At 69.7% G+C, this 20,468-nt stretch carries 18 protein-coding genes, 1 pseudogene and 1 riboswitch; of the genes and pseudogenes, 7 read left to right on the plus strand and 12 right to left on the minus strand.

Annotated elements, in window-relative coordinates; all coding sequences use genetic code 11:
* Nucleotides 1-38 precede the first annotated feature (38 nt).
* From ACIQWG_RS18190 to ACIQWG_RS18210, 5 genes are all read right to left on the minus strand, one after another.
* The gene (locus ACIQWG_RS18190; RefSeq protein ID WP_404096439.1) at nt 39-1,829 is read right to left on the minus strand and encodes an ABC transporter substrate-binding protein; all 1,791 of its coding nucleotides are present in this window, start codon (nt 1,827-1,829) and stop codon (nt 39-41) included.
* 68 nt (nt 1,830-1,897) lie between these two features.
* The gene (locus ACIQWG_RS18195) at nt 1,898-2,902 is read right to left on the minus strand and encodes an ABC transporter permease (protein ID WP_404096441.1); all 1,005 of its coding nucleotides are present in this window, start codon (nt 2,900-2,902) and stop codon (nt 1,898-1,900) included.
* A 371-nt stretch (nt 2,903-3,273) separates the two neighbouring features.
* A complete protein-coding gene (locus ACIQWG_RS18200) occupies nt 3,274-4,071 on the minus strand; it encodes an enhanced serine sensitivity protein SseB C-terminal domain-containing protein (protein ID WP_404096443.1) in 798 nt (265 codons plus the stop codon).
* 161 nt (nt 4,072-4,232) lie between these two features.
* Nucleotides 4,233-5,024: an enhanced serine sensitivity protein SseB gene (locus tag ACIQWG_RS18205; protein WP_404096446.1), complete on the minus strand. Its 792-nt coding sequence runs from the start codon at nt 5,022-5,024 to the stop codon at nt 4,233-4,235.
* 166 nt (nt 5,025-5,190) lie between these two features.
* Nucleotides 5,191-5,865 carry an AAA family ATPase gene (locus ACIQWG_RS18210; RefSeq protein WP_404096449.1) on the minus strand — a complete coding sequence of 225 codons (675 nt, stop codon included), beginning with the start codon at nt 5,863-5,865 and terminating at the stop codon, nt 5,191-5,193.
* A 170-nt stretch (nt 5,866-6,035) separates the two neighbouring features.
* A riboswitch (glycine riboswitch) is annotated at nt 6,036-6,134 on the plus strand.
* 164 nt (nt 6,135-6,298) lie between these two features.
* Between ACIQWG_RS18210 and gcvT the strand changes: the two genes are divergently transcribed.
* The 5 genes from gcvT (at nt 6,299) to ACIQWG_RS18235 (ending at nt 11,378) form a co-directional block, all read left to right on the plus strand.
* Nucleotides 6,299-7,420, plus strand: a complete 1,122-nt coding sequence (gene gcvT, locus ACIQWG_RS18215) for a glycine cleavage system aminomethyltransferase GcvT (RefSeq protein ID WP_404096452.1) — start codon at nt 6,299-6,301, stop codon at nt 7,418-7,420.
* Nucleotides 7,421-7,563: 143 nt separating this feature from the next.
* Nucleotides 7,564-7,941 carry a glycine cleavage system protein GcvH gene (gene gcvH, locus ACIQWG_RS18220; protein WP_404096454.1) on the plus strand — a complete coding sequence of 126 codons (378 nt, stop codon included), beginning with the start codon at nt 7,564-7,566 and terminating at the stop codon, nt 7,939-7,941.
* 16 nt (nt 7,942-7,957) lie between these two features.
* On the plus strand, nt 7,958-9,232 hold the full coding sequence (gene glyA / locus ACIQWG_RS18225) for a serine hydroxymethyltransferase (protein WP_404096457.1): 1,275 nt from the start codon (nt 7,958-7,960) through the stop codon (nt 9,230-9,232).
* 94 nt (nt 9,233-9,326) lie between these two features.
* Complete coding sequence (locus ACIQWG_RS18230; RefSeq protein ID WP_404096460.1) at nt 9,327-10,694, plus strand: L-serine ammonia-lyase; 1,368 nt, start codon at nt 9,327-9,329, stop codon at nt 10,692-10,694.
* 126 nt (nt 10,695-10,820) lie between these two features.
* Nucleotides 10,821-11,378, plus strand: a complete 558-nt coding sequence (locus ACIQWG_RS18235; RefSeq protein ID WP_404096463.1) for a glycoside hydrolase family 25 protein — start codon at nt 10,821-10,823, stop codon at nt 11,376-11,378.
* Nucleotides 11,379-11,451: 73 nt separating this feature from the next.
* Here ACIQWG_RS18235 and ACIQWG_RS18240 read toward each other — a convergent pair whose 3' ends face one another.
* On the minus strand, nt 11,452-11,670 hold the full coding sequence (locus tag ACIQWG_RS18240; protein WP_404096465.1) for an EF-hand domain-containing protein: 219 nt from the start codon (nt 11,668-11,670) through the stop codon (nt 11,452-11,454).
* A 51-nt stretch (nt 11,671-11,721) separates the two neighbouring features.
* Nucleotides 11,722-12,240: pseudogene (locus ACIQWG_RS18245) on the minus strand (MerR family transcriptional regulator); the annotation flags it as partial.
* A gap of 59 nt (nt 12,241-12,299) precedes the next feature.
* Here ACIQWG_RS18245 and ACIQWG_RS18250 point away from each other — a divergent pair.
* Entirely contained in the window at nt 12,300-12,935 is a 636-nt protein-coding gene (locus ACIQWG_RS18250; protein WP_404096468.1) for a GNAT family N-acetyltransferase, read from the plus strand.
* Between the two features lie 13 nt (nt 12,936-12,948).
* On the opposite strand, the gene ACIQWG_RS18255 is transcribed toward ACIQWG_RS18250, so the two are convergent.
* The 5 genes from ACIQWG_RS18255 to ACIQWG_RS18275 all read right to left on the minus strand — a co-directional run bounded on the left by ACIQWG_RS18255 (nt 12,949) and on the right by ACIQWG_RS18275 (nt 18,012).
* Complete coding sequence (locus tag ACIQWG_RS18255) at nt 12,949-13,578, minus strand: ADP-ribosyltransferase (protein WP_404096471.1); 630 nt, start codon at nt 13,576-13,578, stop codon at nt 12,949-12,951.
* 105 nt (nt 13,579-13,683) lie between these two features.
* Nucleotides 13,684-14,187: an ATP-binding protein gene (locus tag ACIQWG_RS18260; RefSeq protein WP_383415040.1), complete on the minus strand. Its 504-nt coding sequence runs from the start codon at nt 14,185-14,187 to the stop codon at nt 13,684-13,686.
* A gap of 306 nt (nt 14,188-14,493) precedes the next feature.
* Nucleotides 14,494-15,261: an enoyl-CoA hydratase/isomerase family protein gene (locus tag ACIQWG_RS18265; protein WP_404096474.1), complete on the minus strand. Its 768-nt coding sequence runs from the start codon at nt 15,259-15,261 to the stop codon at nt 14,494-14,496.
* A gap of 93 nt (nt 15,262-15,354) precedes the next feature.
* Nucleotides 15,355-16,593, minus strand: a complete 1,239-nt coding sequence (locus tag ACIQWG_RS18270) for an Ig-like domain-containing protein (RefSeq protein WP_404096477.1) — start codon at nt 16,591-16,593, stop codon at nt 15,355-15,357.
* Between the two features lie 180 nt (nt 16,594-16,773).
* Entirely contained in the window at nt 16,774-18,012 is a 1,239-nt protein-coding gene (locus tag ACIQWG_RS18275; protein ID WP_404096478.1) for an Ig-like domain-containing protein, read from the minus strand.
* Between the two features lie 157 nt (nt 18,013-18,169).
* Between ACIQWG_RS18275 and glgX the strand changes: the two genes are divergently transcribed.
* A complete protein-coding gene (glgX, locus tag ACIQWG_RS18280; RefSeq protein ID WP_404096481.1) occupies nt 18,170-20,416 on the plus strand; it encodes a glycogen debranching protein GlgX in 2,247 nt (748 codons plus the stop codon).
* Nucleotides 20,417-20,468 lie beyond the last annotated feature (52 nt).

Consider the following 20,468-nt stretch of genomic DNA (forward strand, 5'->3'; position numbering starts at 1 on the left):
TCACCTGCCTTTCGTGCCGTACGGCGGGTGTGCCGGGTTTACTTCGCGGACTTCAGGCCGAGGTTGACGAAGTCGTACATACCGCTGTACGCGTCCGTCGTGTAGACGTTGGCCAGGTTGCTCCCGCGCCAGTTGATGAACTTCTCGAAGACGAAGGGCAGGTAGTACGCGCCCTCCATCACCTTGTGGTTGATCTCCGTGGCGGTCTTGGTCTTCCCCGCGTCGTCCAGCGTCGTGACGTAGGTGTCGAAGAGACCGTCGATCGTCTTGTCCTTGATCAGGGCGAAGTTGTTGTTGCCGCTCTCAAGGATGTACTTGCTGTCCCACAGCGGCATGCCATAGCCCTGGACGGACGGGAAGTCCGGGCCCCAGCCCATGATGATGATGCCGTAGCCCTTCTTCTTCACGTTCTCGGGGCTACCGATGATGCCGGTGGTCTGCGAGCCGTCGTACTGGTCGATGTCGGCGGTGATGCCGACCTTCTTCAGCGACGCCTGGAGGGACTCGGCGGTGGCCACCTCGGCCGGCTTGTTGTTGCGGACGGCGATGGTGGTCTTGAAGCCGTTCGGCTGACCGCAGGCCTTCAGCGCTTCCTTGGCCTTGTCGACGTTGCCCTTCTTGTTGGCACCGGCGAGCTCGTACGGGTCGTACTTCTGGCCCTCGGAGCCCGGAACGGCCGGCGGCAGCATGTTGGTACCGATGTCACCACCGGCGATCGGGCCGCCGCGCGCGTTCTGGAGCGACACGTGATCGGCGCCGTAGATGACGGCCTTGCGGCACTCGATGTTGTCGAAGGGCTTCACGCTCTGCGGGAAGACCGCGTAACGGATGTAGCCGGAGACCGGGTTGTCCAGGTTGTCCTTGTGCTGCTTCAGGGCGGTGGTGCGGCCCTGCGGCGACATGCCGGTCTGGTTGATGTCCAGGTCGTAGTCGCCCGCGATCAGGCGCGCGTCCATGTCGTTGGCGTTCGTGAAGAACTTGATCGTGATCTTGTCCGGGTACGCCTTGCGGACCGGGTCCGAGGCCTGCTTCCACTCGGTGTTCCGGACCAGCGTCAGGTCCTTGCCCGGGTTGTACGACTCGAACTTGTACGGGCCCGAGGAGAAGGGGTGCAGGCCGTACTTGGACTTGGTGTCCTTGTCCTGGCGGACCGGGGAGGCCGACGTCAGGGCCAGCATCTCCTCGAAGTCCGAGTTGGCCGTCGGCAGCTTGAAGACGATGGTCTTGTCGTCCGGCGTCTCGATGGCCTTCAGACCCAGCTTGTCCGCGGACTTGTCCTTGTACGGGCCCTGGTACTCGCCCTTCGGGTCGAGCACGTCCTTCAGGTAGACCGGACCGCCGGACAGCACGTCCTGCGCCCAGACGCGCTCGATGCCGTACTTGACGTCCTTGGAGGTGATCGGCTTGCCGTCCTCCCAGGTTATGCCGTCACGCAGGGTGTACGTGTACGTCTTGCCGTCGTCCGAGATCTTGGCGAGACCGGAGGCGAGGTCCGGGGTCAGCTCGGTGCCGGCCTTGCCCGGCTCGGTCTTGCTGGTGACGAGCTGACGGCTGTAGTAGCGGGAGAAGTTCCACATGAAGCCGTAGTAGCCGCGCGTGGTGTCCCACGAGTCGGCGTCCTGGGCACCGGCGAACTTCAGCGTGCCGCCCTTCTTGGCGAGCGAGGCTTGGGCGACCTTGTTGTTCGCGGCATCGAAACCGGCCGCCCCGCCCTTAGACCCCTCGTCGTCGTTGCCGCCGCCGCACGCCGCCGTGGTGAGCAGCGCGGCGACCACGGCGGCAGCGGCCATGGCCTGCTTGCGTCGCCCTGAGGTGCGTTGGGTAGTCACGATCTCGGATCCTCCGGTCTTGAAGAGAGACCCCGTGTGGGTGCCACGGGTCACTGGGAAACGGCAGTTCAGCGGGAGCCCTTCGGGTCGAGCGCGTCACGCACGCCGTCGCCGAAGAGATTGAAGGCAAGAACGGTGATGAAGATCGCCACGCCCGGGATCACCATGTACATCGGATCCGAGTCGTAGTAGTCGATCGCGCTCGAAAGCATCTGCCCCCAGGAGGCCGTGGGCGGCTTGACGCCCACGCCCAGGAAGCTGAGTGCCGCCTCGGTGAGGATGTTGGTGGGGATCATCATCGTCGTGTACACGATGATGGGGGCGACGAGGTTGGGCAGCAGTTCCTTGAACAGGATGTAGAGCCGCCCGGCGCCGAGCGATCTGGCCGCCTCGACGTACTCCCGCTCGCGCAGCGAGAGGGTCTGGCCGCGGACCACTCGCCCGATATAGGGCCAGCCGAAGAAACCGATGACCAGGATCATCACGAACAGCCGGACACCGGTACCGCTCAGCCCGAGCATCTCGTTCGGCATGACGGAGACCAGCGCGATGATGAACAGCAGCTGCGGGAAGGCCAGCAGGCCGTCCATGATCCGGCTGATGACGGCGTCGACCCAGCCGCCGAAGAACCCGGCCAGCACGCCCAGGACGGTACCGATGACGACGGCGACCAGCGCGGACAGGAAGCCGACGAGGAGTGAGATCCGGGCGCCGTAGACGATGCGGGCGAAGATGTCGCGACCGTTCACCGGCTCGATACCGAGAAGATGGTCGCCGCTGATGCCGCCGAAGGAACCTGTCGGAGTACCGAACAGCGGGTCGATCAGCTCCTCGTGGTGCGCCTCGGGGTCCTGGCCCACGAGGCTGGTGATCAGCGGCGCGAGCAGGGCGACGGCTATGAGCACGAGCACCACGATGCCGCCCGTCAGGGCGAGCTTGTCCCGCTTCAGGCGCTCCCAGGCGATCCGGCCAAGGGAACGCCCCTGTACCGCCTTTGCGCCTGTGGCCACCGCCGCTTCCTCGGCCGCGCTCGGGGCCGCTTCCGCGGTCGGCTCGTGCAATGGTGCCGTCATGTGGCAGGGACCCCTCTCAACCGGCGTGAGCCGGCCCGCGCTTGCCGCTTGTGGCGGCGTGATCAGTCCGTCGTACTCGTCGTCGTACACAGGGGCGAGCTCCCCTGGAGCGGGAGTCTTCAACGCTTCTGCGTTTTGTTGCCAGAGTTGGCGATGAAAGGATGCGCAACCGTGATGCTGTCTGGGGGGTTCCGTTATCCGAACAGCGGGTAACGATCGGCGGACGCGAGCCAGTTGGGGCGTATGAGGGCGGACCGGGACCTTCCGATCCCATCTACGCGCGAAGATGCGCCTACGAAACCGCAGTCAACGGCCGTGTGCACCTACGAAGTCGGGATGCCGACTGAACGGTAGGTTAGCGCGCCAAATGATCAGTAACGACCCTGTGCCGGAGGGTAACCGTAACCACCGGCGGGTGCCTGCACGGGAGCGGCGTGCGCCTCGCGGTCGTAGAACGGACGGGTGCCCGACCGCATCCACATCGCGACCGGGTCGTCCTCGTCGGACATCGCCACGGTCGACACCGGCAGCCCGTCCGGGACCGCGCCGATCGACTGGAGCATCATCGAGCGCACCGAGTCCACCGCGGGCGGGCTGGTGTCGTACACGTCGAGCCCGATCGCGAGATACGGCGCGCCGAGCGCCGGCTGCACCCAGGCGCGGCGCAGGGAGCGGACGGCCGGGGTGCGGTGGGCGTTCTGCGCGAGCAGGGCGTAGAACTGCGGGATCTCGATGCCGGGCTCGGTCAGCCGCAGCGGTCCGGCGGGCTGGCGGTCCAGGCCGGTGGCGATGCGGCGCAGGTCGAGCCAGGGGATGCCGACGCCGCCGCCCGGGGCGTGCGGGTTCAGCCAGAGTCCGTAGTGGTCGGGGTAGAGGGCGCGGGCCACCTCCACGCCGTCGACCACTTCGTAGCTGCGGTTCCAGCCGCTGGCCGACAGCTCCTGGGCGGAGGTGACGCACGGCGCGTAGCCGTAGCCCTCGACCTCCATGTTTCCGTACTGGGCGTCCGGGGAGCCGGCCTGGCCGTGCCAGAGCAGCATCCAGATCTGGCCGGTGTTCGGGGTCGCGAGCGCGCGCAGGAGGGCCTCGTAGGCGTCGTAGCGCCCGGGGGTCACCTGGCGCAGCATGTGCTCGACCTGTCCGGTCGCAGCGGTGCCGCTCGCGCTCACGTCTTACCGCCTCTTCGGGAAGTTGGCTTTGTGCCCAGCTTAGGCGCTCCGCAGGGAGAGCCGGGGAGAGCCGGGGACTTGATGTCGGCTGCGGGGCGCGGGGCGGGTGTGGCCGGTCGCACCCGCGGGGCGGGCCCGTGTGCCCCGCGCCCCCCGGGTTCTCAGGGTTCCCGCGTGTAGAAGGGCCGCACCCGCTGCCGCATCCACTCGATCACCGGGTCCTGGGCCACGTCCAGCAGCACCAGGTTGACCGGCCAGGCGATCGGCGCGCTGCCCAGCGCGCGGGCGAGGGCGTCCGTGGGGGCGGCGCGCAAGTCGCCCTCCCAGTGGGCGAGTTCCACGCCTATGAACATCACCGGGTCGGCCGTCTCGATCGCGGCCAGACAGCGGCGGGCCGTGGTGACCACGCCGGTCTCGGCGAACGCGGCCGACGCCGCCGCGAGGAAGTCGACCGGGTCGTCCTGCCAGTCGGGCTCGTAGAGCTTGACGCGGCCGCCGGAGGTGAGACCGTCCAGCGGGGTGCGGTTCACCCGGCAGAGCTCGGCTACCGCCGCCGGGGGGAGCGGGAGGCCGACCACACCGTCCGGGTTCAGGGCGATGCCCACCTGCGGGGGCAGACCGCGGGCGAACTCCACTGCCGGGGCGACCGTGTACGACATGTGCGCGCCGACGACCTGGCGGAACTGTTCCTCGGAGCTGAAGACCGGGACGTATCCCTGGCCGTCGATCTCCACGGTGGGCAGGTCCAGCGGGCCGCTGTGCGGGCCGCCGCCGCTGGGCAGGGGCACCCACACGAAGCTGCGGCCGAGCACCTCGACGATCCTCCCGCCCGCCGAGGGCATGCCGAGGGAGGCCGAGAGCACCTCCTCCAACTCGTTGCCGGGCCAACCGCCGTGCGGAAGGAGGTGTGCCGGTGCCGGGAAGTCCGCGGGGAGATCCGCTGGGATGTCCATCTGTCTGACCGCCTGCTGTGAACCACGTCTGTGGCGAAAAGGCTATCCGGTGTCCGGCCCGCGCAGTTCTACGGGCGGTCATCCGGCAGATACGGCCGGTCAGCCCCCGTCCGACGGCCGGCAGCGGCTGCTCGTCCGCCGCCCCGGCCGGGGGTGAGCCGTCACCTCACCCCACGAACCCGATCCGCCGCAGCACATCCACCGCGTCCCGATCCACCAGCACGGCCGAGCCGCACCCCTGCGGCAGATCGCCCTTCGTCACCGAGCGGAGCAGGCGGGCGGCGGCGCGGCGGTGACGCAGGAAGGCGTAGCGCGAGACGCCCCGGCCGCGCTCTCGCTGGCCCTCCAGGGCGGTGCGAGGGGCCACGTCCAGCAGGAGCAGGTGGAGGGTGCCGCCGCGGCGGCGGGCCTCGCGGGCCAGCCAGGCGCGCACCCAGGCCTGCGTACCGCAGTCGTGCACGACGACGCCCTCGCCGGTGCGCAGGGCACGGCGCAGACCGGCGTAGTGGGCGAGGCGGACGAGGGGGCGGTAGACGGTGTAGGGGAGGTAGCCCGGCATCCGGGCGTCCCAGCGGTCCCGGGTGTCCTGGGAGTCGACACGGATGCCCTTCACCGTCCGCTTCATCAGCGTGGACTTGCCGCTGCCGGGCAGACCGGTGATGACGACGAGGTCCCTGGGGCCGAAGAGCAAGGCGTGCGGGCTGTGACCGGAGCGCTCGCGCAGATCGCGGACCACGGGCGCTGGGCACGTGGCGCGGGCCTCGGCGGCCGGGGCGGCGGGCTGCTTGGGCAGCGCGAGGCCCGAGCTCGTCGCGTACGCCGTGGTGCGGTTCACCGTCATCGTCCTCCTCCGGGGTCAGGATTCCCCATCCCCACTGAGCGTAAAGAGAAGGTAATAGAGGATCTCCCGTATTTTCGTTCGCTTCCTGCCACAAGCCGGTTACAGAGACGCCCCTGCCGTCGACGAGCCCGGCATGCAATGATGGCGGCGCCAACTGCATACCGGCCGTTTGAATCCGCGCGGGAGAGTCCCCGGCAGTGCATCGCCAGGGCGCCGAAGGAGCAAGTCCCTCCCTTGAATCTCTCAGGCCCCGTTACCGCGCGGGCGAGGCACATCTGAAAAGCGAGTCACCCCTTTTCGCGAGAACAGGCGTGGCTCCACCCAAGGTGCAAGCCGTGATCGTCCCCGTGGCGGTCGTGGCGAACCTCTCAGGTTCCGATGACAGATGGGGAGGAACGACCTCGCCCGTCCTGCCTTGGGAGACGACCGTCCGATGAGCAGCAGCACCGCACCCCGTCGTACCGCGCTCGATGCCCTGCATCGCTCGCTCGGCGCGACGATGACCGACTTCGCCGGCTGGGACATGCCCCTGCGCTACGGCTCCGAACGCGACGAGCACAACGCCGTGCGGACCAGGGCCGGGCTCTTCGATCTCTCCCACATGGGCGAGATCACCGTCACCGGCCCGCAGGCCGCCGCCCTGCTGAACCACGCCCTGGTCGGCAACATCGGCTCCGTCGGCGTCGGCCGCGCCCGCTACACGATGATCTGCCAGGCCGACGGCGGCATCCTCGACGACCTGATCGTCTACCGGCTCGCCGAGACCGAGTACATGATCGTCGCCAATGCCTCCAACGCCCAGGTCGTGCTCGACGCGGTCACCGAGCGCGCCGCCGGCTTCGACGCCGAGGTGCGCGACGACCGCGACGCGTACGCGCTGCTCGCCGTCCAGGGCCCCGAGTCGCCCGGCATCCTGAAGTCGCTGACCGACGCCGACCTCGACGGCCTGAAGTACTACGCCGGCCTGCCCGGCACCGTCGCCGGCGTCCCCGCGCTGATCGCCCGTACGGGCTACACCGGCGAGGACGGCTTCGAGCTGTTCGTGAAGCCGGAGCACGCCGTGGAGCTGTGGCAGGCGCTGACCAAGGCGGGCGAGGGCGCCGGTCTGGTGCCCTGCGGGCTGTCCTGCCGGGACACGCTCCGGCTGGAGGCGGGCATGCCGCTGTACGGCAACGAGCTGTCGACCTCCCTCACCCCCTTCGACGCCGGGCTCGGCCGGGTGGTGAAGTTCGAGAAGGAGGGCGACTTCGTCGGGCGCGAGGCGCTGTCCGAGGCCGCCGAGCGTGCCTCCGAGAACCCGCCGCGGGTCCTGGTCGGCCTGATCGCCGAGGGGCGTCGCGTCCCGCGCGCCGGGTACCCGGTCGTCGTCGGCGGCGAGGTCATCGGCGAGGTCACCTCCGGCGCGCCCTCCCCCACCCTGGGCAAGCCCATCGCCATGGCCTACGTCGACGCCGCGCACTCGGCGCCCGGCACGGCCGGTGTCGGCGTGGACATCCGCGGCAGCCACGAGCCGTACGAGGTCGTGGCGCTGCCGTTCTACAAGCGCCAGAAGTAGCAGCAGAAGCGGCGAAGACAGCGCCGGAAAGTAGAGACTGACAGCGGCGCCCGCGTGACCCTGGGCACATTTCCGCTGCTCACGCACGTTTCCATCGGTCCCCCATTCATCACCACTCCCGCGCGTACAGGAGAATTCAGGCCATGAGCAACCCCCAGCAGCTGCGCTACAGCAAGGAGCACGAGTGGCTGTCGGCCGCCGAGGACGGCGTCTCGACGGTCGGCATCACCGAGTTCGCGGCCAACGCGCTCGGCGACGTCGTCTACGCCCAGCTCCCCGAGGTCGGCACGACGGTGACCGCGGGTGAGACCTGCGGTGAGCTGGAGTCGACCAAGTCCGTCTCCGACCTGTACTCCCCGGTCACCGGCGAGATCACCGAGATCAACGAGGACGTGGTGAACGACCCGGCGCTGGTGAACTCCGCGCCCTTCGAGGGCGGCTGGCTGTTCAAGATCCGGGTCACGGAGGAGCCGGCCGACCTGCTGTCCGCCGACGAGTACGTCACCCACACCGCCGGCTGAGGAGATACATCCCCTTATGTCTGACAAGTCTCTTCTCAACACGCCCCTGCACGAGCTGGACCCGGCGATCGCCGCCGCGCTCGACGCCGAGCTGGAGCGCCAGCAGTCCACGCTGGAGATGATCGCCTCCGAGAACTTCGCGCCGGTCGCGGTGATGGAGGCGCAGGGCTCGGTCGCCACCAACAAGTACGCCGAGGGCTACCCCGGCCGCCGCTACTACGGCGGCTGCGAGCACGTCGACGTCGCCGAGCAGATCGCCATCGACCGGGTGAAGGAGCTGTTCGGCGCCGAGTACGCCAACGTCCAGCCGCACTCGGGCGCCTCCGCCAACCAGGCCGCCCTGTTCGCGCTGGCCCAGCCCGGCGACACGATCCTCGGCCTGGACCTGGCGCACGGCGGCCACCTCACGCACGGGATGCGGCTGAACTTCTCCGGCAAGCAGTTCAAGGTCGTCCCGTACCACGTGGACACCGAGACCGGCCTGGTCGACATGGCCGAGGTCGAGAAGCTCGCCAAGGAGCACCGGCCCAAGGTGATCATCGCCGGCTGGTCGGCGTACCCGCGGAAGCTGGACTTCGCCGAGTTCCGCCGGATCGCCGACGAGGTCGAGGCGTACCTGTGGGTCGACATGGCCCACTTCGCCGGTCTGGTCGCGGCGGGCCTGCACCCGAACCCGGTGGAGCACGCGGACGTCGTCACGTCCACCACCCACAAGACGCTGGGCGGCCCGCGCGGCGGCATCATCCTCGCGAAGAAGGACTTCGCCAAGAAGCTGAACTCCTCCGTCTTCCCGGGCTTCCAGGGCGGCCCCCTGGAGCACGTGATCGCGGCGAAGGCGGTCTCCTTCAAGGTCGCGGCCTCGGAGGAGTTCAAGGAGCGCCAGCGCCGCACGGTGGACGGCGCGCGTCTCCTCGCCGAGCGCCTGACGGCGCCGGACGCCCGCGAGGCCGGTGTGAACGTCCTGTCCGGTGGCACGGACGTGCACCTGATCCTCGTCGACCTGCGCGAGTCCGAGCTGGACGGCCAGCAGGCCGAGGACCGCCTCCACGAGGTCGGCATCACGGTCAACCGCAACGCCGTCCCGAACGACCCGCGCCCGCCGATGGTGACGTCGGGTCTGCGCATCGGCACGCCCGCCCTGGCCACCCGCGGCTTCACGGCCGAGGACTTCGCCGAGGTCGCGGACGTCATCGCCGAGACGCTCAAGCCGTCGTACGACGTCACGGCGCTCAAGGCCCGGGTCAAGGCGCTCGCCGACAAGCACCCGCTGTACCCCGGTCTGAACAAGTAGTTCCTTTTTGTGGGGTGTCCCGCACACTGGTCGGTGAGCGGGCGGGACACCCCGCGGAAACCTTTCGCACCACCCCCGTATTGAGGAGTCCCCCGTGGCCATCTCGGTCTTCGACCTGTTCTCGATCGGCATCGGCCCGTCCAGCTCCCACACGGTCGGCCCGATGCGCGCGGCACGCATGTTCGCGCACCGCCTGCGCAACGAGGACGTGCTGTCCTCGGTGGCGTCCATACGCTCCGAGCTGTACGGCTCGCTCGGCGCGACCGGCCACGGCCACGGCACCCCGAAGGCCGTCCTGCTCGGCCTGGAGGGCGCCTCGCCGCGCTCGGTGGACGTGGAGACGGCGGACGACCGGGTCGAGAAGATCAAGTCGGAGGGCCGCCTCAGGCTCCTCGACGAGCACGAGATCCCCTTCGACTTCGACAACCACCTCGTACTGCACCGACGCAAGACGCTGCCCTACCACGCGAACGGCATGACGCTGTGGGCGTACGACGCCTCCGGCGCGGAGCTCATGTCCAAGACGTACTACTCGGTGGGCGGCGGCTTCGTCGTGGACGAGGACGCGGTCGGCGCGGACCGCATCAAGCTCGACGACACGGTCCTGAAGTACCCGTTCCGCACGGGCGACGAGCTGCTGCGTCTGACGCAGGAGACGGGCCTGTCGATCTCCGCGCTGATGCTGGAGAACGAGCGGGCCTGGCGCACCGAGGAGGAGATCCGCGAGGGCCTGCTGGAGATCTGGCGGGTGATGCGGGAGTGCGTGTCCCGGGGCATGTCGCGCGAGGGCATCCTGCCGGGCGGTCTGAAGGTCCGCCGCCGGGCCGCGAACACCGCCCGCAAGCTGCGCTCCGAGGGCGACCCGAAGGCGCTCGCCATGGAGTGGATCACGCTCTACGCGATGGCCGTGAACGAGGAGAACGCGGCCGGCGGCAGGGTCGTGACGGCCCCCACCAACGGCGCGGCCGGCATCATCCCCGCGGTGCTGCACTACTACATCAACTTCGTGCCGGGCGCGGACGAGGAGGGCGTGGTCCGCTTCCTGCTCGCCGCGGGCGCGATCGGCATGCTCTTCAAGGAGAACGCGTCCATCTCCGGCGCCGAGGTCGGCTGCCAGGGCGAGGTCGGCTCGGCCTGCTCGATGGCGGCGGGTGCCCTGGCCGAGGTGCTCGGCGGTTCCCCGGAGCAGGTCGAGAACGCCGCTGAGATCGGCATGGAGCACAACCTCGGTCTCACCTGTGACCCCGTCGGCGGCCTGGTCCAGATCCCCTGCATCGAGCGCAACGGCATGGCCGCGGTCAAGGCGGTCACCGCGGCCCGCATGGCCATGCGCGGCGACGGCTCCCACAAGGTGTCCCTGGACAAGGTCATCAAGACCATGAAGGACACGGGCGCGGACATGTCGGTCAAGTACAAGGAGACGGCGCGGGGCGGGCTGGCGGTCAACATCATCGAGTGCTGACCGGCCTCGACCGGACCGGCGTCGAATGTTGACAATTCCACGTCAGGTACGCGTCAGCCGTGGCACGGTGGGGCATACAGCCAGTCCAACTCCTCTCCCCCCACCGGCACTTCCGGGAGTCCCCCCATGATCCGCGGCATCGACGTCAGCGCGTACCAGTCCTCGTCCTACAGCACCGACGGCCTCTCCTTCGTCTTCATCAAGGCGACGGAGGGCCGCTCCTACATCAACCCCAAGCTCACCGCCCAGACCGAACGCGCCCGAGACGCCGGCCTGGTCGTCGGCTTCTACCACTTCCTCTGGCCCGGCAACCTCTCCGCCCAGGCCGACTACTTCGTGAGCAAGGCCCCCGAGAAGGCGGGCGACATCCTCGCCGTCGACTGGGAGACGACGAGCGAGGGGACGCATGCGAGCAACGCGGAGAAGGACCTGTTCATCCGCAAGGTGAAGGAGAAGCGGCCCAACAACCCGGTCGTCCTCTACTGCAACCGCAACTACTGGTTGAACGTGGACACGACGTCGTACGCCGGGGACGGCCTCTGGATCGCCGACTACGTGACCGCCGGCAAGCCCCGCATCCAGGCCAAGTGGCGCTTCCACCAGTACACGGACGACCCGCTGGACAAGAACGTGGCGGACTTCGCCAGCAAGGCCGCGCTGCGGGAGTGGGCCGAGAACGCCTGACGGTCGCGCGGCCGCCGCGCATGACGAAGGGGCGCCCTTCCCCCCGGGGGGAGGGCGCCCCTTCGTGGGGGCGTCACTTGCTCAGGTAGGACCAGAACTCGTCGAACGACAGGAGCTTGTCGCCGTTGAGGTCGCGGCTCCTGATGATCGCCTCGGCGACGGACTCGGTGACGTTCCAGTCGCCGCCCTGGGCCAGCGCGGACTTGAACTCGGCGGCGGTGATGGTGCCGTCACCGTCCGCATCGATGCGCTCGAACTGCTTGCGTGCTTCCTCGATGTCGATCTGCGCCACCGATCCGCCCCTTTTCGTCGTGCCTTGATTGCCTTGCTGACGGACGTCAGATTATCCGGCCACTCGTGCCTCCAGTGCGGCGACCACCCAGGCGAACTCCTCGCGGTGCGCCGACTCCGGCCCACGGCCCTTCACGGCGCACAACAGCTCGCGGTAGCGGGCGACCTCGTCGTTCACGCCGGACTTCAGGCGTTCGAGCACGGCGGCCGGGTCGGCGTCGCCGAGCAGGTCCCGCAGGATCCGCCCGGCCTCGGGCGACGTCGGCGCGATGCCCTGCCCGCGCGCCTCGGCGGCCAGGTGCACCAGCTTGCGGGCGAACCACATGGACGCCCCGGCGGGCACCCCGTCCCCGCGGCCGGCCGCGTTGAACTCGGCCACCCTGCGCATCCGCGCCCGGAAGCGCGGGTCCTGGATCAGTTCGGCCAACTCCACCCAGGCGTCCACCTGTTCGGACGCCGGCTCGTCCGGCAGGTCCACCGCCATCTCCCGCATCCGGTCACGGATCACCGGGTCGGCCGTGTCCAGTCCGTGGAACATCTCGTCCACGAACTGCCTTCTACGATCACGTCTGCGAGTGTGGGCCTTCCAGTGGGTGGAGACTCAAGCGGCGAGGGCGAGGGGTGGCGGCCGTGGCGGAGACCTTGCGGGACATTCTCGACGCGGCGGCGCGCGGCGTTTTCCCGCCCCCGGACGGACGCACGACGGTCGTTGCCCAGCCGTCCCCGCGGACCGCGGGCGTCCTCGCCTTCACCGCGCACTCCGTCGTCTTCACCGACGAGGATCCGGCGTGGGTGTACGACACCCTGCGCGGCGTGGACTGCGACGCGCTGGCCGCGCCGATGAATCCGCGCTTCCTGGCGGCCCTCATGGAGCGGACGGGACGTCGGACCGAGACCGTCGACTCGGTGCTGACCGGAACCCCGCTGCGGGGTGAACCGCCGCTCCCGCTCAAGGAGATGGAGGACGTCGGCCATCCCCGGATCGGCTACGCCCGGACCCGGCGCGACGAGGTGCGCGCGTGGGCGGCTCCCGGTGGGGTCCTGGTGACGGGCCGCGGGGTCGCCGGGCGGCTGGAGGTGTCGGTGGAGGTGGACGAGGCGGTACGGCGGCGCGGGCTGGGGCGGTTGCTGGTGACGGCCGCCCGGCATCTCGTCACGGAGCCACTGTGGGCGCAGATCGCGCCGGGGAACGCCCGCAGTGTGCGGGCGTTCCTGGCGGCCGGCTACCGGCCGGTGGGCGCGGAGGTGCTGCTGCACGCCCGGTAGGCACGGCGGGGTGTCAGTGCCAGGCCTCGAAGTGCGGGTTGCTCTGGCAGCCGCTCATGATCTCGACCTTGGTCGTCTTGTTCACCGGGCAGACGCCGATGACGTACTTCCGGTCGATACCGCCAGGGAAGGCCACCTCGACCTGGTCGGCCCATTTGTGGGCGTCGCCGATGGTCTTGTTGACGTCGATGCCGCCGGGGGCGTCGATGTAGTAGTTCCAGCCGGACTTCCACCACTTCTTGTACAGGTCGTGGTCGTACGTCGTGGAGACGTACGGGGAGGGCTGGTTGACCAGGACGTACTTCTCCAGGTCGTACTGGCCGGTCTCGACGTCCCTGGGCTTGAAGCCCTCCTGGAAGACGGTCTCCGGGCCGCGGCCGTCGGCCCGGTAGAGCGTGCCGCAACTGGTGCGCCAGGCGGGTTCGGGGGTGATGCGGTCGACGTCGACACCGCGGTCGGCCGCGGCCTTGATCGGGTCGTCGAAACGGACGGGACAGGCGGCCGGGGCCGGGGCGGCCTTGACGGCTGCGGCCGCGGCTGAGGCGGGGGCGGTCGCGGGAGCCGTGGCGGCCGTCGTGGCGAAGACGGCCGAGAGGGACAGGACGGCGGCAGCGGCCCGCCGCCGCAGGCGAGTTGTGATCATGGGCAGCACGATCGCGGGCCTACGGCGGCGGGTCGGGGATCTTCACTCGTTCGGCGGCGTGTCCGCTGACCGCGGGTCAACCGGGCGCCGGACGGGCTGAGATGTCTAGCGGTCCGCCACCCTCATCTCGAACCACGTCGTCTTGCCGCGCGGCAGCAGGTCCACGCCCCAGCGGTCGGAGAGTTTGTCGACCAGGAACAGGCCCCGGCCGCTGATGTCCATCTCCTGGACCGGCATCAGACAGGGCAGGCCGCGGGACGGGTCGCGGACCTCGATGCGGATCCAGCCGCGGCGGCGGCGCATGCGGAGGCCGAAGACGCGGGCGCCGGTGTGGCGGACGGCGTTGCCGACCAACTCCGAGACCAGCAGGACCGCGTCCTCTGTCATCTTCGGGGTCAGGCCCCACTGCCGTAGCACCACGACCTGGGTCAGCCGGCGGGCCGTCGCGGCCGACTCCGGGCGAGAGGGGAGCGGAACCTCCGCCTCCGTGGGATTACCGAAAAGTTCCAGCGCCTTCGAGGCAGCTTCGTCCTCGACCGCCGGCGACCAGCGCGCCGCAGCCGCACGGCCGTTTCCCCGCGGGTGTTCGACACCCTCCAGCCCCGCCATGCCCCCATCATGGCCGCCCGCGGCGCCCGTCGGGGCCGTTCCGGAGGAATACATCCCCCGGAAGCTCTCATTCCGCAGGGCTCGGTTGGCATATGTCAGGGGCAGTTCGGGACCCTCAACGACCCGCCTGACCTGCGGCGAAGGGTCTGCTGGAGGCAATCGACGGGCTCCCTCGACAAGACACGCTTAAGGTTGCCTTAAGGCTGCCATAAACCGCCCCTTCGAGGGACCCGGATCAGACACGACGTCAATTGCAAGTGGTTCGGCGGAGTTTCAGGGGTGAGACCGGACGAGATTGCGCGAGGCTCAGAGGAACTTCGCCTTGCCCGGACCCTCCTCCACGAAGCTCCGCATCCCCCGGTCCCGGTCCTCCGTGGCGAACAGACCCGCGAACCAGCCCCGTTCCACCGCCAGGCCGGTCTCGATGTCCGTCTCCAGGCCCGTGTCGATGGACTCCTTCGCCGCACGCAGCGCGATCGCCGGGCCCTGCGCCAGCTTCGCCGCCCAGGCGTGCGCCTCGGCGTAGACCTGGTCCGCCGCCACGACCCGGTCCACCAGGCCCAACTCCCGTGCCTCGTCGGCCTTCACCATCCGGCCGGTGAAGATCAGGTCCTTCGCCTTGGACGGGCCGACGAGACGGGCCAGACGCTGGGTGCCGCCCGCGCCCGGGATCAGGCCGAGCAGGATCTCCGGCTGGCCCAGCTTGGCGTTGTCCGCGGCGATCCGGTAGTCCGCGCACAGCGCCAACTCGCAGCCGCCGCCGAGCGCGTAGCCCGTCACGGCCGCGACCACCGGCTTCGGGATGCGGGCCACCGCGGTGAACGACTCCTGAAGGCCACGGGCCCGCAGGACCATCGCGGTGTGGTCCATGGCCTGCATCTCCTTGATGTCCGCGCCCGCCGCGAACACCTTCTCCCCGCCGTAGATCACCACGGCCCGCACGTCGTCACGCCGGGTCGCCTCCTCGGCCAGCTCCTTGAGCCGGTCCTGGGTGGCGACATCCAGCGCGTTCATGGGCGGGCGGTCGAGACGGAGGGTACCGACACCTTCGGCGACTTCGAGATTCACGGTCATGCGAGCAGGTTAACCGCGACTAACGGAGGCGGCCCCGGTGCCGTACCTCACACGAGGCCGTACACCGGGGCCGCAGCGCGGAACAAGGCGTGCTTACGCCTTCCACTTCTCCCAGGACATGTTCCAGCCGTTGAGGCCGTTCTCCGGAGCCACCGTGCCGTCCGCGGAGTTCTTCACGACCACCACGTCGCCGATGATCGAGTGGTTGTAGAACCACGCCGCCGGGGTGTCCTTGCTCCAGGCGCCCTTGACGTCGCGCAGGCCGACGCAGCCGTGGCTGGCGTTGGTGTTGCCGAAGGCGCCGCCCGCCCAGTAGTTGCCGTGGATGAAGGTGCCGGAGTCGGTCAGGCGGATGGCGTGCGGCACGTCCTTGATGTCGTACTCGCCGTCGTAGCCGACCGTGTCGCCGTTCATGCGGGTCTGCACGAACTTCTCGGTCATGACCATCTGGCCGTTCCAGGTCGCGTACCCGGGCGCGCCGGTGGTGACGGGGATGGTCTTCACGACCTTGCCGTCCTGCATGACCTTCATCTTCTTGGCCTTGGCGTCGACGACCGAGACCTGGTCGCGGCCGATGGTGAAGGAGATCTTCTTGTCCTGCTCGCCGTAGACGCCGTCACGGCCCTCGACGCCGTCGAGGTTGAGGTCGACGGTGACCTTCGTGCCTTCCTTCCAGTACTTCTCGGGCCGGAAGTCGAGGCGGTCGTTGCCGAACCAGTGGCCCTCGACCTCGACGGCCGGTTCGGTCTTGATGGTGATGGCCTTCTCGACGTCCTCGGGGCTGGTGATGCCCCGGTCGAAGCGGATCGAGAACGGCATTCCGACGCCGACCTCGGAGCCGTCCTCGGGGGTGAACCGGCCGAGGAAGGTGTTCTTCGGCGTCAGGGTGGTGAAGTCGGCCTCCTTGGCGGACTCCAGGCCCGCGGCGTCCTTGGCGACCGCGTGCACCGTGTACTTCGTGGCGGCGGCGAGGTGGGTGGACGGCGTCCACGTGCCCCCGTCGCCGGTTATCTTCCCGGCTATCGCGCCGCCCTTGGCGTCCTTGACCTCGACCGAGGTCAGCTTGCCCTTGGCCGCGGTCACCTTCAGCGCACCGCTGGTGTCCACCGACTTGGCGCCGTCCCCCGGGGCTATGGTCACGACGGCCTGCGACTTCTTGGCCTCCGCCGTGCCGGCGTCCCCGCCCTTCCCGTCACCGGCACCCGAATCCGCTCCGCCGCCCCCACCGCACGCGGTGACCGTCAGCAGCAGCGCACCCGCGACCGCGGAAAACCCCACGCGCCCGCGTCCACGTCCGCCAACCGACGCCCCCGATATCGGCCGCACGTTCAAAGTCGTACTCCCCTCCCCGGGCCTGGTCCGACCCGCGCCCCCGCGCGCCCGCCGCGCGCATCGGCGCATATTAACCACATGGCCAGGCACGTCGGCGCCGCGCGATTGTCACCGTTCCGTTCCAACATCGGCCGGCGGTCCGCCGGTGGTGCGCCTCGCCCAACTCACCCCCCTGACCGATTACTTCACCGCGCTGCCTGCCTTCCACTCCTTCCAGCCCATATTCCACCCTCCGAGCCCATTGTCGGGAGCGACCTTTTTGTCATTGCTGCGGACGACCTCGACGACGTCCCCGATCAGACTGCGGTCGAAGAACCAGCCCGCGGGCGTGTCGGAGCCGCCGCCCTTGACGTCCCGGAGGCCGACGCAGCCGTGGCTGACGTTGCTCTGCCCGAAGATCGCGGCGTCCGCCCAGTAGTTGCCGTGCAGGAAGGTGCCGGAGTCGGTCAGCCGCATGGCGTGCGGGACGTCCGGGATGTCGTACTCGCCCTTGCCGTTCTTCTTCTTGAAGCCGACCGTGGCGCCGTTCATCCGGGTCAGTTCGAGCATCTCGGTGACCACCATCTTGCCGTTGTAGGTGGTCATCTTCGGGGCGCCGGCCGTGATCGGGACGGTGGCGAGCAGTTCGCCGTCGCGGCGGACCTCCATGGTGTGCTCGACGGCGTCGACCAGGGAGGTCTGGTGGCGGCCGACGGTGAAGGAGAAGGTCTTGTGCTGGAGTCCGTACACACCGCGGGCGCCCTCGACGTCCCGCAGCCGCAGGTCGACGGTGACCTGGGTGCCGGGCTTCCAGTAGTCGCGGGGGCGGAAGTCGAGACGGCTCCTGCCGAACCAGTGCGGGCGGATCTCCACGGCCGGCTCGGCCGTGACCTGGACGGCGCGTTCGACGGCGGCGCGGTTGTCGATCTCCCGGTTGAACTCCAGGGAGACGATCATTCCGGTGCCGACGGTGGAGCGGTTCTCGGGGGCGACGTATCCGATGAACCGCTTGTCGGGGACGTACGTGGTGAAGGTCGTGTGCCGTGCGCTGCGGCGCCCGTGGCCGTCGACGGCCACCGCGTCGATCGTGTATCTGGCGGCCAGCGCGAGCCCGGGGTCCTCGGGCTCCCAGCGCAGGCCGTCCTCGGAGATGTGCCCGGACACCGGGGTGTCCTGGGCGTCCTGGGACTTGACGACCTTCACCGACTCCAGGCGTCCGCTGGGCACACGGACGAGCAGTTCGTCGTCGGGGCGTGCGCCCCTGGAGCCGTCGTCGGGTGTGACCCTGATGACGTCCTCGGGCGCCGGCGCCTTGCCCAGCATCTCGCCGGCGCCGCCGTCCGTGGTGCAGCCGACCGCTCCGGCCAGCAGACCTGCCCATGTCACTACGGCGGCCAACGCGGCCCTCGCGCGCCGCGCGCGCCCTTGTACGTGCCTCACGAAGACCCCAACGACCGGGGTGGGTCCGGGGAAACGTGAGTGCGAGCCCGGCGGTGGGAAGAACCTTGGGGAGGACGACGCGACGGGGAGCCGCGGCTGGGACGACCGTGGGCTCTCTTTCCATATCGTGTGGTCCGTGAGCCGTGGGAGGCCACAGGTGTCGAGCGCAGCCGAGCAGGAGGCGGTGGCCGGTGCGGCCGTCGTTGGGGAGGGGCGCCCGGCCGCCGTCGTGAACGGCGTGCGGCCCAAGGCCCCTGCCGTGCCCGTGTGGCCGGGCACGCCCGTGCCGCTCGGCGCCCGTTTCCGGGTCGGTCCGGACGGGGTGGCGGGCACCAACTTCGCGTTGTGGGCCGGCGGGGCGGAGGCCGTCGAGCTGTGTCTCTTCGATGAACAGGGCAAGGAGACGCGGGCCAGGCTGACCGAGCTGACGCACGAGATCTGGCACGGCTTCGTGCCGGGTGTGATGCCCGGTCAGCGCTACGGCTACCGGGTGCACGGCCGCTGGGACCCGTGGACCGGCGGCCGCTGGAACCCGGCGAAGCTGCTGCTGGATCCGTACGCCCGCGCGGTGGACGGCGACTTCAGCCTGCCGCCGGAGGTGTACGGGCACGTCCGCGACTGGCCTCAGCAGCATGTGGCGGACACCGTGCGCGACGAGCGGGACTCGGCGCCGTACGTCCCGAAGGGCGTCGTCGTCCACGATGACGACGACTGGGCGGACGACCGGCGGCCGAAGACGCCGTGGGCCGACTCGGTGATCTACGAGGTACATGTACGGGGGTTCACGAAGCTGCACCCCGGGATTCCGGAGGAACTGCGGGGCACCTACGCCGGTCTGGCGCATCCGGCGGCGATCGAGCACCTGGTGAAGCTGGGCGTGACGGCGGTGGAGCTGCTGCCGGTGCACCAGTTCGCGCACGAGGACCATCTGCTGCGCAAGGGGCTGCGCAACTACTGGGGCTACAACTCCATCGGCTACTTCGCCCCGCACGCCGCGTACGCCGCCTCCGGTACGACGGGTCAGCAGGTCGGCGAGTTCAAACGGATGGTCCGCGCGCTGCACGCCGCCGGGATCGAGGTCATCCTCGACGTCGTCTACAACCACACGGCGGAGGCGGGCGAGCTGGGCCCGACGCTGTCGTTGAAGGGCATCGACAACCGGGGGTACTACCGCTTGCAGTCGGACGCGCGCCGGTACGCGGACTACACCGGCTGCGGCAACACCCTGCACGTCGTCCAGCCGCATGTGCTGCGGCTCATCACCGACTCGCTGCGGTACTGGGTGACGGAGATGGGCGTCGACGGCTTCCGCTTCGACCTGGCCGCCGCGCTGGCCCGCTCCATGCACGACGTCGACATGCTCTCGCCGTTTCTCGCCGTCATCGCGCAGGATCCGGTGCTGCGCCGGGTGAAGCTGATCGCCGAGCCGTGGGACGTGGGGTCGGGCGGCTACCAGGTGGGCGCCTTCCCCCCGCTGTGGACGGAGTGGAACGACCGCTACCGCAACGCCGTGCGGGACTTCTGGCGGGGCGCGCTCCCGGACGTACGGGACCTGGGGTACCGGCTGTCGGGGTCGAGCGACCTGTACGCGTGGGGCGGGCGGCGGCCGTACGCGTCGGTGAACTTCGTGACCGCGCACGACGGTTTCACACTGCGGGACCTGGTGTCCTACGAGCGCAAGCACAACGAGGCCAACGGTGAGGGCAACCGGGACGGTTCGAACGACAACCGGGCCTGGAACTGCGGCGCCGAGGGCGCGACGGACGACGAGCAGGTACGGGCGCTCAGGCGCCGGCAGCTGCGGAACCTGCTGACGACGCTGCTGCTGTCGACGGGCGTGCCGATGCTGGTCGCGGGCGACGAGCTGGGGCGCACCCAGCGCGGCAACAACAACGCCTACTGCCAGGACAACGAGATCAGCTGGCTGGACTGGGGGCTGCTGGAGGAGCCGGGTTGGAAGGCGCTGTTCGACCTCACGGCCCGGCTGATCGAGCTGCGGCACCGGCATCCCGTGCTACGTCGGCGGGCGTTCTTCTCCGGGCGCGCGCACTCGGCCGACGGGCTGCGGGACCTGGCCTGGTTCACGGCACGCGGCTCGGAGATGACGGAGCGGGACTGGTACGCGCCCGCCGCCACGCTGGGGATGTATCTGTCCGGGCGGGACATCCCGGGGCGGGACGAGCGCGGGGCGCCGATAGTCGACGACAGCTTCCTTGCCGTGCTGCACGCCGGGGACCGGCCGGTGAGCTTCGTGCTGCCGGGGCCGCCCTGGGCGGAGCGCTACGAGGTCGTCGTCGACACCTCGCACGAGGAGCAGGAGGCGGCGCCGGGCGTGCGGCACCGGGCGGGAGCGGCGATCACGGTGCCGGCGCGGGCCGTGCTGCTGCTGAGGGTGGACGGCTGATCGGCCCAGGGCAAGGAACCCGTTCGCGGGCGGAGGGAGAGGTGTACGACCC

This window comes from Streptomyces sp. NPDC098781, from assembly GCF_044759995.1.
Taxonomy (GTDB): Bacteria; Actinomycetota; Actinomycetes; order Streptomycetales; family Streptomycetaceae; genus Streptomyces.